Annotated in this window: 12 protein-coding genes and 1 other RNA gene; 9 read left to right on the top strand and 4 right to left on the bottom strand. The window is 66.4% G+C overall.

Annotated elements, in window-relative coordinates; translation table 11 throughout:
* The first annotated feature begins 12 nt into the window (after positions 1–12).
* The 6 genes from QZM67_RS19580 to QZM67_RS19555 all read left to right on the top strand — a co-directional run bounded on the left by QZM67_RS19580 (position 13) and on the right by QZM67_RS19555 (position 5,884).
* Entirely contained in the window at positions 13–966 is a 954-nt protein-coding gene (locus tag QZM67_RS19580; protein ID WP_039361477.1) for a LysR substrate-binding domain-containing protein, read from the top strand.
* A gap of 264 nt (positions 967–1,230) precedes the next feature.
* Complete coding sequence (locus QZM67_RS19575) at positions 1,231–2,517, top strand: Glu/Leu/Phe/Val dehydrogenase (protein ID WP_301805938.1); 1,287 nt, start codon at positions 1,231–1,233, stop codon at positions 2,515–2,517.
* A gap of 249 nt (positions 2,518–2,766) precedes the next feature.
* Positions 2,767–3,660, top strand: coding sequence for a glutamate/aspartate ABC transporter substrate-binding protein (locus QZM67_RS19570; protein ID WP_175021594.1), 894 nt, complete (start codon positions 2,767–2,769; stop codon positions 3,658–3,660).
* Positions 3,661–3,744: 84 nt separating this feature from the next.
* Positions 3,745–4,485, top strand: coding sequence for an amino acid ABC transporter permease (locus tag QZM67_RS19565; protein WP_175021596.1), 741 nt, complete (start codon positions 3,745–3,747; stop codon positions 4,483–4,485).
* A complete protein-coding gene (gene gltK / locus QZM67_RS19560; protein ID WP_043191232.1) occupies positions 4,485–5,162 on the top strand; it encodes a glutamate/aspartate ABC transporter permease GltK in 678 nt (225 codons plus the stop codon). Before QZM67_RS19565 ends, gltK begins: the two co-directional genes overlap by 1 nt.
* Entirely contained in the window at positions 5,159–5,884 is a 726-nt protein-coding gene (locus QZM67_RS19555) for an amino acid ABC transporter ATP-binding protein (protein ID WP_011350949.1), read from the top strand. Before gltK ends, QZM67_RS19555 begins: the two co-directional genes overlap by 4 nt.
* Positions 5,885–5,976: 92 nt before the next feature.
* On the opposite strand, the gene QZM67_RS19550 is transcribed toward QZM67_RS19555, so the two are convergent.
* On the bottom strand, positions 5,977–11,244 hold the full coding sequence (locus QZM67_RS19550) for an autotransporter outer membrane beta-barrel domain-containing protein (RefSeq protein ID WP_301805935.1): 5,268 nt from the start codon (positions 11,242–11,244) through the stop codon (positions 5,977–5,979).
* 632 nt (positions 11,245–11,876) lie between these two features.
* Complete coding sequence (locus QZM67_RS19545; protein ID WP_301805932.1) at positions 11,877–12,788, bottom strand: class II glutamine amidotransferase; 912 nt, start codon at positions 12,786–12,788, stop codon at positions 11,877–11,879.
* 206 nt (positions 12,789–12,994) lie between these two features.
* Between QZM67_RS19545 and pyrC the strand changes: the two genes are divergently transcribed.
* The 3 genes from pyrC (at position 12,995) to rnpB (ending at position 15,370) form a co-directional block, all read left to right on the top strand.
* Positions 12,995–14,059, top strand: coding sequence for a dihydroorotase (gene pyrC, locus QZM67_RS19540; protein ID WP_301805930.1), 1,065 nt, complete (start codon positions 12,995–12,997; stop codon positions 14,057–14,059).
* Positions 14,056–14,946: a DUF3025 domain-containing protein gene (locus QZM67_RS19535; protein ID WP_301805927.1), complete on the top strand. Its 891-nt coding sequence runs from the start codon at positions 14,056–14,058 to the stop codon at positions 14,944–14,946. Before pyrC ends, QZM67_RS19535 begins: the two co-directional genes overlap by 4 nt.
* A gap of 12 nt (positions 14,947–14,958) precedes the next feature.
* Positions 14,959–15,370: RNase P RNA component class A (gene rnpB / locus QZM67_RS19530), an RNA gene on the top strand.
* A gap of 69 nt (positions 15,371–15,439) precedes the next feature.
* Here the strand turns inward: rnpB and QZM67_RS19525 are convergent.
* Together QZM67_RS19525 and QZM67_RS19520 are read right to left on the bottom strand one after the other, a co-directional pair.
* A complete protein-coding gene (locus QZM67_RS19525; protein WP_175021600.1) occupies positions 15,440–15,904 on the bottom strand; it encodes an OsmC family protein in 465 nt (154 codons plus the stop codon).
* Positions 15,905–16,314: 410 nt separating this feature from the next.
* The gene (locus QZM67_RS19520; RefSeq protein ID WP_301805924.1) at positions 16,315–16,623 is read right to left on the bottom strand and encodes a DUF1090 family protein; all 309 of its coding nucleotides are present in this window, start codon (positions 16,621–16,623) and stop codon (positions 16,315–16,317) included.
* Between the last annotated feature and the right edge of the window lies 1 nt (position 16,624).

Genomic DNA, 16,624 nt, shown 5'->3' with positions numbered 1-16,624 from the left:
GCGCCCGCCTGCATGGAACTGAAATGGCTCGAAGACTTCGTCTCGCTCGCGGAGACGCGCAGCTTTAGCCGGTCCGCCGAACTGCGGCACGTGTCGCAGCCGGCGTTTTCGCGGCGCATCCAGGCGCTCGAGGCATGGCTCGCGACCGAACTGATCGATCGTTCGGTCTATCCGACGCGGCTCACGCAGGCCGGGCAGATCTTCTACGAACAGGCGCTGACGATGCTGTCGCAGGCGCACGAGGCGCGCACGCTGCTGCGCGGCCACGTCGGCGCGCCGGTGCCGACGATCGAGTTCGCGGTGCCGCACACGCTGTCGCTCACGTATTTCCCGCGCTGGCTGCAGCGGATCGAGGCGAAGATGGGCCAGGTCCACACGCGGCTGCGCGCGCTGAACGTGCACGACGCGGTGCTGTCGCTCGTCGAGGGCGGCTGCGATCTCGTGATGGGCTACCACCACCCGAGCCATCCGGTCGCGCTCGACCCGGCGCGCTACGACATGCTGATCCTCGGCAGCGAGCCGATCAGCCCGTTCTCGGCGCCGGGCCGCGCGGGGCGGCCGCGCTATACGCTACCCGGCACGGCAGACGCGCGCGTGCCGTACCTGTCATATACGCCGAACGCGTATCTCGGCCGGATGACGGAGGTGATCGTCGCGAATGCGTCGACGCCGCTGTTCCTCGATCGCGTCTATGAAACCGACATGGCCGAAGGGCTGAAGGCGATGGCGCTCGCGGGCCACGGCATCGCGTTCCTGCCGCACAGCGCGGTCGAGGATGCGGTCGCCGGCGGCCGCCTGATCCGGCTCGACCGGTCGGTGCGTGGCGGCGCGTACCCGTTCACGCTGACGATGGAGATCCGCCTGTACTGCGACAAGCTCGCGCTGCAGGGCGACGATCCGCGGCAGAAGCTCGTGCGTGCGCTGTGGGACGTCGTGCGCGACGAACTGCGCGAAACCGCGGGTTAACCGTGGGCAGTTAACCGTCGGCCGGCTGTCGTCGAGCTTGCGGCGCCTGTCGGACGGCTGTCCGGCGGCCATCACGCATCCAGGAAACACGATTTTTCACGCACGCGATGCACGAGCGATCGCGTGCGTTCTTGCGCAAATCGACCGCAGATTTGCGAAAAATCGCGATCATGCAAGAAACGCATAATCGAATAAGCAAACGGCATTGGATAAAAAAAACGGGTTTTTCGACAATGTGCGCACCTGTTGACCGTTGGAGCATCCATGTCTTCGCAATTGCAGTCCATCCCGTCCTACCTGCACGCCGACGATCTCGGCCCGTGGGGCAACTATCTTCAGCAAGTCGATCGCGTCGCGCCGTACCTCGGCTCGCTGTCGCGCTGGCTCGAAACGCTGAAGCGCCCGAAGCGCATCCTGGTCGTCGATGTGCCGATCGAACTCGACAACGGTACCGTCGCGCACTTCGAAGGCTATCGCGTGCAGCACAACGTGTCGCGCGGCCCGGGCAAGGGCGGTGTGCGTTACCACCAGGACGTGACGCTGTCGGAAGTGATGGCACTGTCCGCATGGATGTCGGTCAAGAACGCGGCCGTGAACGTGCCGTACGGCGGCGCGAAGGGCGGTATCCGCGTCGACCCGCGCAAGCTGTCGCGTGGTGAGCTCGAGCGCGTGACGCGCCGCTACACCAGCGAAATCGGCATCATCATCGGCCCGAACACCGACATTCCGGCGCCGGACGTCAACACCAACGAACAGGTGATGGCGTGGATGATGGACACCTACTCGATGAACCAGGGCCAGACGTCGACCGGCGTCGTGACCGGCAAGCCGATCGCGCTGGGTGGTTCGCTCGGCCGCAAGGAAGCAACGGGCCGCGGCGTGTTCGTCGTCGGCTGCGAAGCGGCGAAGAAGAAGGGCCTGGAAATCGAAGGCGCACGCATTGCCGTGCAGGGCTTCGGCAACGTCGGCGGCATCGCGGCGAAGCTGTTCCAGGAAGCGGGCTCGAAGGTGATCGCGGTGCAGGATCACACGGGCACGATCTACCAGCCGGCCGGCCTCGATTCGAACAAGCTGCTCGACCACGTTGCCCGCACGGGCGGCGTCGCGGGCTTCGACGGTTCGGAGCCGATGCCGAACGACGAGTTCTGGACGGTCGAAACCGACATCCTGATCCCGGCGGCACTGGAAAACCAGATCACCGAGAAGAATGCAGCGAAGATCCGCACGAAGATCATCGTCGAAGGCGCGAACGGCCCGACGACGACGGCGGCGGACGACATCCTGACCGCGAACGGTGTGCTCGTGATCCCGGACGTGATCGCGAACGCAGGCGGCGTGACCGTGTCGTACTTCGAATGGGTGCAGGATTTCTCGAGCTTCTTCTGGACGGAAGACGAGATCAACCACCGTCTCGAGCGCGTGATGCGCGAAGCGTTCTCCGGCGTGTGGGCAGTCGCGGAAGAGCACAAGGTGTCGGTGCGTACGGCGGCGTTCATCGTTGCGTGCAAGCGCATCCTGATGGCACGCGAAATGCGTGGCCTGTACCCCTGATCGGCGGTTGCCGATTTCAGATCGGTTGACTACGATCAATCCATGACGCAATCCATCCGGTTGCGTGCATGAACCCTCGCGGGCGGTGCCGAATCCGGTACCGCCCGCGCGCGCATTCGGGCGCCGGAAGGGGCCGAAGCCGGGAGGAAGGCTTCGCGCAGTACGATTCGTAGTGCGGTAAACAACCAGTTCTTTCAAAAATATTACTTTGATACACTGGCGCGGGTTTTAGCCAAGGAGATGACCAAAATGAAATACCAAAAGGCAGTCCTGATGTTCGCGGCGCTTTGCGCGTTCGCAGGTGGCGCGCATGCCCAGGAGACGGGCACGCTGAAGAAGATCAAGGACACGGGCGTGATCGCGCTGGGGCACCGCGAGTCGTCGATCCCGTTCTCCTACTATGACGAAAAGCAGCAGGTGGTCGGCTATTCGCGCGAATTCCAGATGAAGGTGGTCGACGCGGTGAAGAAGAAGCTGAACCTGCCGAACCTGCAGGTGAAGAACATCCCGGTCACGTCGCAGAACCGCATTCCGCTGGTGCAGAACGGCACGGTCGACATCGAGTGCGGCTCGACGACCAACAACGCCGAACGCCAGCAGCAGGCCGCGTTCTCCGACACGATCTTCGTGATCGGCACGCGCCTGATGACGAAGAACGATTCGGGCATCAAGGATTTCGCCGACCTGAAGGGCAAGACGGTCGTGACCACCGCCGGCACGACGTCCGAGCGCCTGCTGCGCAAGATGAACAACGAAAAGCAGATGGGCATGAACATCATCAGCGCGAAGGATCACGGCGATTCGTTCAATACGCTGGAATCGGGCCGCGCGGTCGCGTTCATGATGGATGACGCGCTGCTCGCGGGCGAGCGTGCGAAGGCGAAGAAGCCGGGCGACTGGGTGATCGTCGGCACGCCGCAATCGGAAGAAGCGTACGGCTGCATGATGCGCAAGGGCGATGCGGACTTCAAGAAGGTCGTCGACGATGCGATCTCGCAAGTCGAGAAGTCGGGCGAAGCCGCGAAGATCTACGCGAAGTGGTTCGAGAACCCGATCCCGCCGAAGGGGCTGAACCTGAACTTCCCGCTGTCCGATTCGATGAAGAAGCTGTACGCGAACCCGAACGACAAGGCGCTCGACTGACCGCACGGCCGTTGATGCAGAAATGACGCTAATGAGACGGAAGAGGCCCCGCTTCTTCCGTCTCTTTTTGCTGGAGTCTTGCCCATGTCTTACCACTGGAACTGGGGCATCTTCCTGAGCCCCGTGTCGACCGGCGAGCCGACGACTTATTTCGGATGGCTGATGTCCGGCTTCTGGGTGACGATCGAAGTGTCGCTCGTCGCCTGGGTCATCGCGCTGATCGTCGGTTCGCTGTTCGGCGTGCTGCGTACCGTGCCGAACAAGTGGCTGTCCGCGATCGGCACCCTGTACGTGTCGATCTTCCGGAACATTCCGCTGATCGTGCAGTTCTTTGTCTGGTATCTCGTGATACCCGAGCTGCTGCCCGCGTCGATCGGCACCTGGATCAAGCAGTTGCCGCCCACCACGCAGTTCTTTACCGCGTCGATCATCTGTCTCGGCCTGTTCACGGGCGCGCGCGTGTGCGAACAGGTGCGCGCCGGGATCAACGCGCTGCCGAAGGGCCAGCGCGCCGCCGGCCTCGCGATGGGCTTCACGCAATGGCAGACGTACCGCTACGTGCTGCTGCCCGTTGCGTACCGGATCATCGTGCCGCCGCTCACGTCGGAATTCCTGAACATCTTCAAGAACTCCGCCGTCGCGTCGACCATCGGCCTGCTCGACCTGTCCGCGCAGGCGCGCCAGCTCGTCGACTACACCGCGCAGACGTATGAATCGTTCATCGCGGTTACGCTCGCGTACGTGATCATCAACCTCGTCGTGATGGCGTTCATGCGCTGGATCGAAGGCCGCACGCGGCTGCCCGGCTATATCGGAGGCAAGTGATGCATCAGTTCGACTGGAGTAGTATTCCCGGCGCGCTGCCGACGCTGTGGACGGGGGCGATCGTCACGTTGCAGATCACGCTGATCGCGATCGTGGTCGGGATCGTCTGGGGCACGCTGCTGGCGCTGATGCGGCTGTCGGGCGTCAAGCCGCTCGCGTGGTTCGCGCAGGGCTACGTGACGGTGTTCCGCTCGATCCCGCTCGTGATGGTGCTGCTGTGGTTCTTCCTGATCGTGCCGCAGCTGCTGCAGGGCGTGCTCGGGTTGTCGCCGACGATCGACATCCGTCTCGCATCGGCGATGGTCGCGTTCTCGCTGTTCGAAGCCGCGTATTATTCCGAGATCATCCGCGCCGGCATCCAGGCGGTGCCGCGCGGCCAGGCGAACGCCGCATTCGCGCTCGGCATGAACTACGCGCAGGCGATGCGCCTCGTGATCCTGCCGCAGGCGTTCCGCGCGATGGTGCCGCTGCTGCTCACGCAGGCGATCGTCCTGTTCCAGGATACGTCGCTCGTGTACGTGATCAGCCTCGCGGACTTCTTCCGCACGGCGGCCAACATCGGCGATCGCGACGGCACGACCGTCGAGATGGTCCTGTTCGCCGGCGCATGCTATTTCGTGATTTGCTCGTTGGCGTCTGCTCTCGTCAAGGGTCTCCAGAAAAAGGTCACAAGATGATTTCCATCAAGAACGTTTCGAAGTGGTACGGCCAGTTTCAGGTCCTCACCGACTGCACGACCGAGGTCAAGAAAGGCGAAGTGGTCGTCGTGTGCGGCCCGTCCGGTTCGGGTAAATCCACGCTGATCAAGACCGTGAACGGCCTCGAGCCGTTCCAGCAGGGCGAGATCCTCGTGAACGGCCAGTCGGTCGGCGACAAGAAGACGAACCTGTCGAAGCTGCGCTCGAAGGTCGGGATGGTGTTCCAGCATTTCGAGCTGTTCCCGCACCTGTCGATCACCGAGAACCTGACGCTCGCGCAGGTCAAGGTGCTCGGCCGCGGCAAGGACGAGGCGAACGAGAAGGGCATGAAGCTGCTCGATCGCGTCGGCCTGAAGGCGCATGCGCACAAGTTCCCGGGCCAGCTGTCGGGCGGCCAGCAGCAGCGGGTCGCGATCGCGCGCGCGCTGTCGATGGATCCGATCGCGATGCTGTTCGACGAGCCGACGTCCGCACTCGACCCCGAGATGATCAACGAAGTGCTCGACGTGATGGTCGAACTCGCGCAGGAAGGGATGACGATGATGGTCGTCACGCACGAGATGGGCTTCGCGAAGAAGGTGGCCCATCGTGTGATCTTCATGGACAAGGGTGCGATCGTCGAGGACGACCGCAAGGACGATTTCTTCTCGAATCCGAAATCGGAACGCGCGAAGGACTTCCTCGCGAAGATCCTGCACTGAGCGTTCGCGCTCGTCGACGCTGCATGTGCGTCGCTGCGAAAACCGCCCGGCCTCGCGCCGGGCGGTTTTTTTTCGTCCGCCGCCAGCGGGCGTTACCAGCTGTAGCGGTAGCCGACCTGCCCGACGATGCCGCGCCGGTAGTCGCCGCCGATGTTGCGCGCGATCTTCGCGTTCGCATACAGCTCGCCCGACTTGCCGAAGCCGGCGGTCACGCCGACGCCGAGCTCGTACCACGTGCGGCCGAGATGCGTCGCGAACGGTGTGCCGCCGACGACGGTCTGGCCCGGCGACAGGAAGTCGTGCAGCACGTCGGCCGTGAAGTACGGCGTCGCGGCACCGCCGCCCGAATCCGACTGGAGGTTCGGCCGGAAGATGCGCACGCCGACGCGGCCGCGCAGCGCGTTCGTCGTCGTGCCCGAAACCGCCGAGACGTTGTCGTTGAATCCGTTCAGCTTCAGGTACTGGACCATCAGCTGCGCCTGCGGTTCGACCGCGACCGGCAGCGCGCCGATCGCGAACGGCTTGCCGACTTCCTGCGACAGTGCAACACCGAAGCCGTTCTGCGACGCCTCGTTGCCGTAGCTGTCGCGATAGCGGTTGCCGTAGTGCGTGACCTGCCCGACGCTGTCGAAGTACGTGCCGTCGGACAGGTACTTCGTCCAGTAGCCGCCGACGCTCTGCGCGTGCATCTCGACCGAGCCCGTCGACGTCGACAGGTAGGCCGTGTCGGCGCGCGCCATGTCGCTGAAGCTCGCGTTCGACACGCCGATGCTGGCCGTCACGCCCGCGTGCGTGCTGCCGCCGCCGTTCGGCGCCTGGTCGAGCGTCCAGTCCTTGCCGAACTGCGCGAAGAACGTGCGCGCGTCGGCCGCGAAGCGGCCTGCGTTCGCGTCGAGGCTCTGGCCGCCGATGCGCCCCCACACGCCGTCGCGATTGCCAGGCTGTTGCTTGCCGAGGTTGTAGATGTCGCCGACGCGCTCGTGCAGCTTGCCGAGTGTCGAGAAGCCGTAGTCGGCGTTCAACAGCGGCGTGAGCGCGTAGCCGGCGACGCCGGGGCGATACGCGAGCGTGCCGCCGTTGCCATTCCCGTTGCTGTTACCGTCGCCGCCACCGGACGGGTGGATCGGGTCGCCGGGGTCCGACGGATCGAGCTGCGACCGCAGGTACCAGCCGTTCGCGTCGCCTTGCCCGCCGCGATACAGCCGGTATTCGTACGCGCCCGCCTGCACGGGCCCCGCAAGCTGGAACGCCGATGCGGTGGTCGTGCCGCCGTTGGCCGTGACGACCACCGGAATCCCGTCGCCCATCGTCTGCGCGCCGGTGCCGGCCGTGTTGGCGATCTTCAGGCCCGTCGTGCCGCTCGCGGCGCCGCCGTTCACGATCACCCGGTCGGTCGGCGATGCGTCGGCACCGAGGAACGTGTTGAGCGCGATCGTGCCGCCGTTGCCGACGTAGCTGCCGGTCGTCAGCGTCTTGTAGCTGCCCGCGAGCGTCGGCGAACCGGTCGGTGCGGCGAACGCGACCAGGCCCGCGTTGTTCAGGCTGCTCAGCACGGAGCTGCCCGTCATGCGCCAGGTGCTGCTGCTGTCGACGGTCAATGCGACCGGATCGATCGTGCCGGTCAGCGTCGTGCCGTTCGCGAGGAACACGTTGCCGATGCTCGATGCGTCGGAGACGACGTTGCCGGTCAGGTTCACGGCCGACGCGGTGAAGCTGGCGTGGCTGCCGTTCGACAGGTCGAGCAGCGTGCCGTTGCCGGCCGTCACGACCGTGCCGTTGCGCACGGCGATGTCGGCCGTGCCGCCGCGCACGGCGAAGGCCGGCCCGGTGGCGGACGTGACGCTGCCGCCGTCGACGAGCACCGAGCTCGTCGCGCCGTTGGCGAGCGTATCCGACGCCAGCACACCGGCCGTCGCGCCCTTGAGTGTCGTGCCGGTCAGCGCGAGCACGCCGCCGCTGTCGGCGGTTGCGCCGTTGCCGGCGGCGCTGGCGATCGACGAGCCCGTATCGCCGATACGGCCGCCGTTCTGCGCGACGAGGCCGTCGGCCGCCGTGCCGGCTGCGGTGATCTTCGCGCCCGACAGCAGCGCGGTCGCGCCGCCATTCGTCACGATCGCGGCCGAACCCGCGCCGGTCGTCGCGACGGTCGTGCCGTTGGCCGTCAGCGTCGAATCGGCGCCCGACACGAAGAAGCCGCGCGCGTTGTCGCCGGTGGTCCGGACGACGGTCGCCGCATCGGTCGCGATGCGTGCGCCGGCGCCGGTCGACGACAGGCCGTCGGCGCCGCCGCCGGTCGTGCCGATCTGCGTGCCGGACAACGCGACCGTCGCGTTCGTCCCCTGGTTGTCGATCCCCTTGCCCGAGCCGCCGACCGCGATCGACGTCGCGCCGGCCGCGAGCCCGCCGCCCGTCACGCTCGAGTCGATCAGCACGCCGTCGGCGCTGCCGTTCGCGATCACGGTGCCGGCGCCCGACAGCGCGACCGATGCGCCGGCGCCCGTCAGGTGCACGCCCGCGATGCCGTCGTCGGCTTCGATCGAACCCGCGTTGGCGAGCGTCGCCGACGCACCCTGGACGAGCGCGCCGGTGCCGTCGGAGACGCGGATCGTCGACGCGTTGTTTACCGTGCCGAGCGTGCCGATCACGACGCCCGTCGAGCCGGCGCCAGTCAGCAGTACCGTGTTGCGGTTCTCGAGCGTGCCGAGGCGTTGCGCGACGAAGCCCGTCACGCCGGCAGTCGATGACGTGACGGCGGCGCTGTTGGTGAGCGTCGTCGCGACCGGTGCGCCGGCATTGGCGCCGGCGAGGTCGTGCGCCTGGCCGTCGACGACGCCGGCGATCGCGCCGGCCGCGTTCAGGTTGATCGTCGCGCCCGCGTCGATCGTGCCTTGCGCGCCGCCTTCGACTGCAATCGCGATGCCGTTCGCGCCGTTGACGTTGTAGATCGCGTTGCCGGTCGACAGCACGGTGCCGGCGTCGGTTGCGAGCACGCCGCGTGCGCGCTGGCCGTTGACGTCGGTCGTCAGCGCGCCGGCCGTCGACGCGCCCGTGTAGGCCGCTCCGCCCGCGACCCGGAACAGCGTCGAATCGTCGGTGTCGACGCGGAGGTGCTGCGCGGCGACGTTGATCTGCGAGCCCGCGCCATAGGCGTAGAAGCCGATCTGGTTCGTGCCCGACCTGAAGGCGGGCACCGCATTGGCGCCGACGTCGATCGTCGCGCCCGAACGCGCATGCACGCCGATCGCGCCGGTGCCCGTCAGGTTGAGCGCGCCGTCGAGCGTGGCCGTCGCGCGCGGCCCTTCGGCCCACACGCCGTAGTTGCGTGTGCCCGAGGCAGGATCGAGGCCGCCGGCCACGTTGATCGTGCCGGTCGAGGTCGCAGCCGTCGCGGTCGTGCCGGTCCCGACGACCATGATGCCGATGCCGTTGACGCCGTTCAGCGTGATGGTGCCGGTATTGGTCACGGTCGCGGCCGTGTTGGCCGCGAGCATGCCGACGTTGGCGAGCGGCGTGCCGGACGCCGCGCCGTTGACGACGATCGCGCCCGCGTTGTTCAGCGTGCCGGACGACGAGCCGATGCTCGCCAGTGCGGCGCCGTTCTGTGTCTGCGAGCCGATCACGATCGTGCCGAGGTTGCTCGCGGTACCCGATGCGCCGAGCAGGATGCCGTACGCGTGCGCGGACAGCGCGACGTCGTTCGCGGCTTCCGGCGCGCCGGCATCGTACTGGGCCGCCCGGCCGAGGTAGATCGTGCCGCCGGCTTCGTTCGTGAAGCTGCCGCCGGCAACGAGGCCGCCGATCACCTGGCTGTCGAGCGTCGTCGCGTTGACGCCGACGTTGATCGTGCCCGCATTCGATGCGGTCGCACCGTCGGTCGCGGCCACCGCATAGTTCTGCAGGTTCGGTCGCGTGGTGTTGTAGGTCCACGCGCCGACGTTCATCACGCCGTGGTTGACGAAGGTCGTGCCGGCGCCGTTCGCGTAGACGCCGTTGCCCTCGGTGTACGCATTGAAGCCGAAGTTGGCGGGCGGTGCGGCGCTGCCTGTGTTGAAGTTGTCGCCGGCGGCGTAGCCGGACGAGATCACGCCGTTGTTGACGCCGCTCGCACCGGTCAGCAGGCGCACGAGCGTGAAGTCGCCGGACAGGCCGCCGTCGTTGACGAAGTGCGCGCCGTTTTCCGCGAGGACCGCCGAGCTCGAGTCGATCGTGTTGGTGCCGCGGAAGTCGATCTGCCCATCCTTGCCGATATGCAGCGTCGCGTTCGCGCCGGTGCCGTGCAGCGCCGTCAGGTAGTTCATCGGCAGCGCATTCTCGTCGCCCGGCGACACGTTGTTCGCGTACCCGAACGATTGCGTGGTGAACGTGACGGCCTGGTTGAATGCGCTGTCGTAGGCGGCCTGCGAGCCGAGTGCGCCGCTACTCACCGAGTGCACGAGGAAGTTGTTGTACGCGGCGAGCGACGCCGCGTCGGTGACGGTCCATGCGCTGCCGTCGAACGCGGTGAAGCTGCCCGCATACGTCGGCACCTCGAGCAGGACATGGCCGACGGGGCCGCCGTTCGCGAGATAGTCGCCGGTACCCAGCCAGATCTGGTTGCGCGAATTCCAGTTGATGACGCTTTGCGCCGAGCCGGTGCCGTCCGCGACGAACAGGTCCGTCTGCTTCGGTGCCATCGTGATCGCGTTACCGGCTGCCGTGGGCGAGCCTGCCGGATTGCCGATCGACACGTCGAGCGTTCCGCCGGAGCGTTCGACGGTGCCGATTCGCGTGTTCACGTACTGGTTGCCGTTCACGTCGTGATAGACCGACACGTCGGTCGAGCCCGCACTCGATGCGGAAAACGTGCCCGAATCGTAGGTCGCGATCGAGGTCTGGCCACCGGTGATCGAGTCGGGCGTGCTGACGCTTTGTGTCTTGCCGCCGATCGACAGCAGCGGTTGATTCGGGTTGCCCGACACGACGGACGTGCTGCCGAGCGGCATCTGCGTGTAGCCCATGTCGCCGGTTGCACCGGTCCACGCGCCCGTCAGGCTGACCCGGTCGCCGCCCGACACGGTCGTGGCGCCGACGAGGTTGTCGTTGACGGTCGGGCTGAAGCTGTCGAGCGCGCAGGTGCCGTTGCTCGCGACGGCCGCGCCGCTGCCGCACGTCGACGCGTACGCGGAGCCGGCCGACAGTGCGGCCAGCGCGGCGCCGACTGCCGCGACGCGAAGCGATGTCCGGTGCGGTGCCGCGTGCGCGGCGCGGCGGCTCGTGCCCGACGGGCGGCCCGAACGCTTGCCGCGCGCCCGTGCCGTTTCCGCAGCCGCGACCCAGCAGCCGGTGGTCTCGCTCCATATCGATCGAAATGAATGATTCACGACAAGCCCCTCTCTCTTGTTTTGATGTGGTTTTCACCGCGGTGCAGTGAAATCGCAATCCGCGGTGGGGAATGGCGTGAATGGGTGTGCGGCGGCTGTGGCCGTGTCCGTGCCAATCGCGATTCGTTACACCGAGGATGAGCGGAGTCTATTGACCGGGAGGAGGGTCGATTGTCGGGAAGCTTACAAATGCGGCATTAATGCTGTTTCTGCTGGGTATTTTTTGTTTGTGTGATGAATCGAACTGAGGGCCCTTGTGGATAAGGATTTGGTCGATTTTTAGTGTGTGACGTCGCGATCGCCGTGTCGGTGGGGCGGCGCACGGTTTGCATCAGGTTAGTCCGTTAAAATGCGGTTTGCAGATTATGTGCTCTCTGGTGATGTGATTTATTCTTTTCTCTTGTTGATGATTTTCTATTGGAGATGAATTAAATCAGGAGAATATTGCGTGACGTTGCTTCGATATACCGGAATGTTGGCCGGATGAACGGAGTTGGCACGGGCGAGCGATAGGGCCCGAAGCGTTACGGCACCGTGTGTGCAAAACAGCCCGCCGCAATCGCGCATGGCGGGCGACCGTCTTGCGGAGCAGCGGCTGGCAGGAGAGAGGAGCGGGCGCGGGTGCGCCGGGCTCAGAAGTCGATTGCGTCGTCGGAATCGACGTCCGCGGCGGTGGCGAGCGCCTCGCGTGTGTCGCGCGACGCCGACGCCGATGCGTCGAGCGCCGGATTGCGCAGCTTCTCGAGCACGCGCTCGGGCACCGGGATCCGCATCCGCGCGGCGACGTCGCCGCACTGGAACATGATCAGCTCGCCCGGCTCGAACGCGGTCCAGACTTCGTTGTCGGTGAGCGGCTGCGTCGCGATCACGGCGACGCGATCCTCGGGCGTCGTGTATTTCGCGAAGTCGATCGACAGGTCTTCGTCGACGAGGTGCGCGGTCGAGAACGGCCAGCGCCGCACGAGGTAATGCAGCCGCGTCGAGCAGTGTGCGAACAACGCCTGGCCGTTCGACATCAGGAAGTTGAACACGCCGTGATCGGTGATGCCGCGCGTCAGCTCGCCGACGCGCTCGAACAGCTCGGGCAACGGCGGCTGCGCACCGGGGAACGCTTCGCGCAGCCCTTGCATCAGCACGCAGAACGCCTGCTCGCTGTCGGTCGTGCCGACCGGGTGGTAGACGCTGCCTTCCATGTCCGGTGCGTAGTCCTGCAGGTCGCCGTTATGCGCGAAGATCCAGTGCCGGCCCCACAGCTCGCGCATGAACGGATGGCTGTTCTCGAGCAGGATGTGGCCTTGCGTAGCCTTGCGGATGTGCGCGATCGTGTTCTTGGACTTGATCGGGTAGCGCTTCACCATTTCGGCGATCGGCGACGTGGCCGATGCCTGGTGATCGATGAACAGGCGGCAGGCTTTATCTTCGAAGAACGCGATGCCCCAGCCGTCGGCATGGTGATCGGTGAGCCCGCCCCGGGCCGCGAAACCTGTGAAGGAGAATGTGACGTCCGTCGGCGCGGCGCAGTTCATTCCTAAGAGTTGGCACATTTTACTTGGGGCAGCAGGCTGAGGCGGGGGGTAACGAACCGGGCGAACCCCGGTACAATGCGGCTTCTAGCATATCACCGAGCCCTGAGCGGTAAAAAGCGGATTCCGCTGGCCAAAGGTCCCGTGTTGCGGTTTGCCGTCAGTCGGCCCGCGGCATGCGTGTTCCGGCCCCGCCGACGGCAAGCACGTTCCTCACGACGCCTCCTATGACTGCCTCGAACGCTTCCTCCCCGGCGACGCTCTCGCTCGCCCGTCCCGACGACTGGCACCTGCACCTGCGAGACGGCGACATGCTGGCCGCCGTGCTGCCGCACACCGCGCGCCAGTTCGGCCGCGCAATCGTCATGCCGAACCTGAAGCCGCCGGTGACGACCACCGCGCAGGCGCAGGCGTATCGCGAGCGCATTCTCGCCGCGCTGCCGGCCGGGATGACGTTCGAACCGCTGATGACGCTGTACCTGACCGACAACACGCCGCCCGACGAGATCCGTCGCGCGCGCGAAAGCGGCTTCGTGCACGGCGTGAAGCTGTATCCGGCCGGCGCGACGACGAATTCCGACCACGGCGTCACCGATCTCGCGAAGTGCGCGAAGACGCTCGAGGCGATGCAGGAAACCGGCATGCCGCTGCTCGTGCACGGCGAGGTGACCGATGCGTCGATCGACCTGTTCGATCGCGAGAAGGTCTTCATCGACCGCGTGATGACGCCGCTGCGCCGCGATTTCCCGGGCCTGAAGGTCGTGTTCGAACACATCACGACCAAGGACGCAGCCGACTACGTGCGCGACGCCGACGCGGCGCCCGGCCTGCTCGGCGCGACGATCACCGCGCATCACCTGCTGTACAACCGCAACGCGCTGTTCGTCGGCGGGATTCGCCCGCATTACTACTGCCTGCCGGTGCTGAAGCGCGAGACGCATCGCGTCGCGCTGGTCGAGGCCGCGACGTCGGGCAACCCGCGCTTCTTCCTCGGTACCGACAGCGCGCCGCATGCGCGCGACGCGAAGGAAACCGCGTGCGGCTGCGCGGGCTGCTACACGGCGCTGCACGCGCTCGAACTGTATGCGGAAGCGTTCGACCACGCTGGCGCGCTCGACAAGCTGGAAGGCTTCGCGAGCTTCTTCGGCGCCGATTTCTACGGGCTGCCGCGCAGCGCCGAGACGGTCACGCTGCGTCGCGAAGCATGGGAACTGCCGCGCGAGATCTTCGCGGGCGATACGCCCGTCGTGCCGCTGCGCGGCGGCGAGACGATCAGCTGGAAACTGGCGTGACGGTCGCGCCGCCGCGCGAACCCGGCCACACGGCCGGCAGCGGGGCGGCGGATTTTGCGCGGATCGACTGGTCCGTGCCATGGCTCGCGCCCTATGCCGGGCGCGGCCGGGTTGCACAGGCAGCGGTACGGGCGGGCGAGGCCGCGCTGCTCGACGCGCTGAACGGCGCGTTGGGCGACACCGGGCCCGACGGCCCGCGCGTCACCGGCCGCGGCCGGCTGCTGCGGTTCGTGCCGCAGGCCGCGTTGCCGCCCGGCGTGGCGTACGAGACCCATATCGCGGAGACGGGCGGCGTCCCGACTCGCGTCAATCTGCACGACTTCTTCAACGCGCTCGTCTGGTTCGCGTATCCGCGCATCAAGGCCGCGCTGAATGCACGCCAGGCCGCGGCGATCGACGCCGCGGGCGGTGTCGGCCCCGTGCGCGGCACGCTGCGCGATGCGCTCACGTTGTTCGACGAGAATGCCGCGCTGTTCGTGACGGCCGACCGCGCGCTCGCCGACGCGTTGCGCGGGTTCGACTGGCCGCGGCTGCTGGTCGCCTCGCGCGATGCGTGGGGCACGCGCTGCGAGGCCCGGCTCATCGGCCATGCGCTGCTCGAGCAGCTCGTCGCGCCGTACAAGTCCTGCACCGCGCACACGTGGATCGTCGAAGTGAGCGCCGACTATTTCTCTTGGCCCGACGCGCAACGCATCGCGCATGTCGATGCGCGTGTCGCCGCCGAACTCGCGGCGCGCGCGCTGACGAGCCGCGATTTCGCGCCGTTCCCGGTGCTCGGCGTGCCGGACTGGTGCGATGCGAATGCCGAGGCCGCGTTCTACGACGATCCGGCCGTGTTTCGCAGCGGTCGCCGTTCGCGCAATGCCGAAGGCGGCGCGCAGTGCTAGAATGCGCGTCGCAAAGCAGGCCAGGCAGTCGCGGCCTCGCCGCCTTCGGGCGCGCGGGGGCGAGGAAAGTCCGGACTCCACAGGGCAGGGTGATGGCTAACGGCCATCCGTGGCAACACGCGGAACAGGGCAACAGAAAGCAAACCGCCGATGGCCCGGCGCAAGCCGGGATCAGGTAAGGGTGAAACGGTGCGGTAAGAGCGCACCGCGGCGACGGCGACGTTCGCCGGCACGGTAACCTCCACCCGGAGCAATTCCAAGTAGGCAGGCGCGCATTTTCGGATGCAGGACGGGGCCCCCGTCTCGTCTGCGGGTAGGAAGCTTGAGCGCGTCAGCAATGGCGCGCCTAGAGGAATGGCTGCCACGCGTTGCGTGCTTCGGCACGCAGCGTGCACAGAATCCGGCTTATCGGCCTGCTTTGCCGTTCGAATGCGAAAGGGCCGGTGCTCCCCACGGAGCGCCGGCCCTTTTTTCATGCGCGCTCGCCGTGCGTTCAGGCGGCGACGATGTCGAACGAGTGCGTGAGTTCGGCCGTCTTCGCGATCATGATCGACGCGGAGCAATACTTGTCGTGCGACAGGTTGATCGCGCGTTCGACCGTGGCCGGGTTCAGGTTGCGGCCGGTGACGGTGAAGTGGAAGTGCACCTTCGTGAACACTTTCGGGTCTTCGCTCGCGCGCTCGGCCTTCAGCGTGACCGAGCAGCCGCTGACTTCCTGGCGGCTCTTCTTCAGGATCAGCACGACGTCATAGGCCGTGCAGCCGCCGGTGCCGAGCAGCACCATTTCCATCGGGCGCGGGGCGAGATTGTGGCCGCCGCCTTCGGGCGCGCCATCCATCGCGACGAGATGGCCGCTGCCGGTCTCGGCGGAGAACGCCATGCCGTCCTGACCCATCCAGCTTACTTTGCATTCCATGCTTGCACTCCAGCGTTGCCTGATTCGGATTCGATCCGGCATTGTAGCCCGCTGCGCAACGGTCGGCTGATGCGCTGCACGACGCGCAACGCCGGCGCCGTGCGCGCGGCGCGCCGGGCGGCCAACGCCCCTCCGTTTTTAGGGGTTTTGCTCTAGATGAGGGGAGATCCTGATCCTGCCGGCCAGGATCAGGTGATTGATTTCAAAGAGAAAACCAATTTTTCAAACACGCCGCCTTAAATTTCGCATTATGGTGTTTGATTTCGTAATGCAAATTTTCTTGTGAAGTCGGCAACGCGTTCGTATAATGAGCCTCATTGGTTGTCGCGCTGCGGCAACCTCCGAATGTCTCCTCCACCCTCCTCCTATGGTGGATTAAGCCCGAACCAGCCGTTCGGGCTTTTTTTCGTCCCATGCAAACATCGGCGCGCGGCTTGCGCGCGCTGGCATCGTCACACCGGCTGCTTTGCGGCCGACTGCGACGTCGCGCCACCGGACGGCACGCCGCGCGAGCGAGCGTCAGGGGCAGGCGCGTGGACGGCCGACGCATGGCCGTGGCCGCGTGCGCAGAAGTGGCGGACGCGTTCGCGCACCGCGCGCAGGCGGACGACGCGATCCTCGGCATGGGCCGCGCGGGCTTCGGTAATGCGCGTATCGAGCGCGTCGAGCTTGGCTTCGCAGCCGGCGCGGGCGGCGACGGCAGGCGCCGAGGCGGCCAGCAGCGCGGCCGCAAGGAAGGGCGTAAGTCGTTGATTCATCATG

Source organism: Burkholderia sp. AU45251 (assembly GCF_030482905.1).
GTDB lineage: Bacteria > Pseudomonadota > Gammaproteobacteria > Burkholderiales > Burkholderiaceae > Burkholderia > Burkholderia aenigmatica.
Note: the sequence above shows the minus strand (reverse complement) of the source record. Positions and strands in the feature narration are given on the sequence as shown.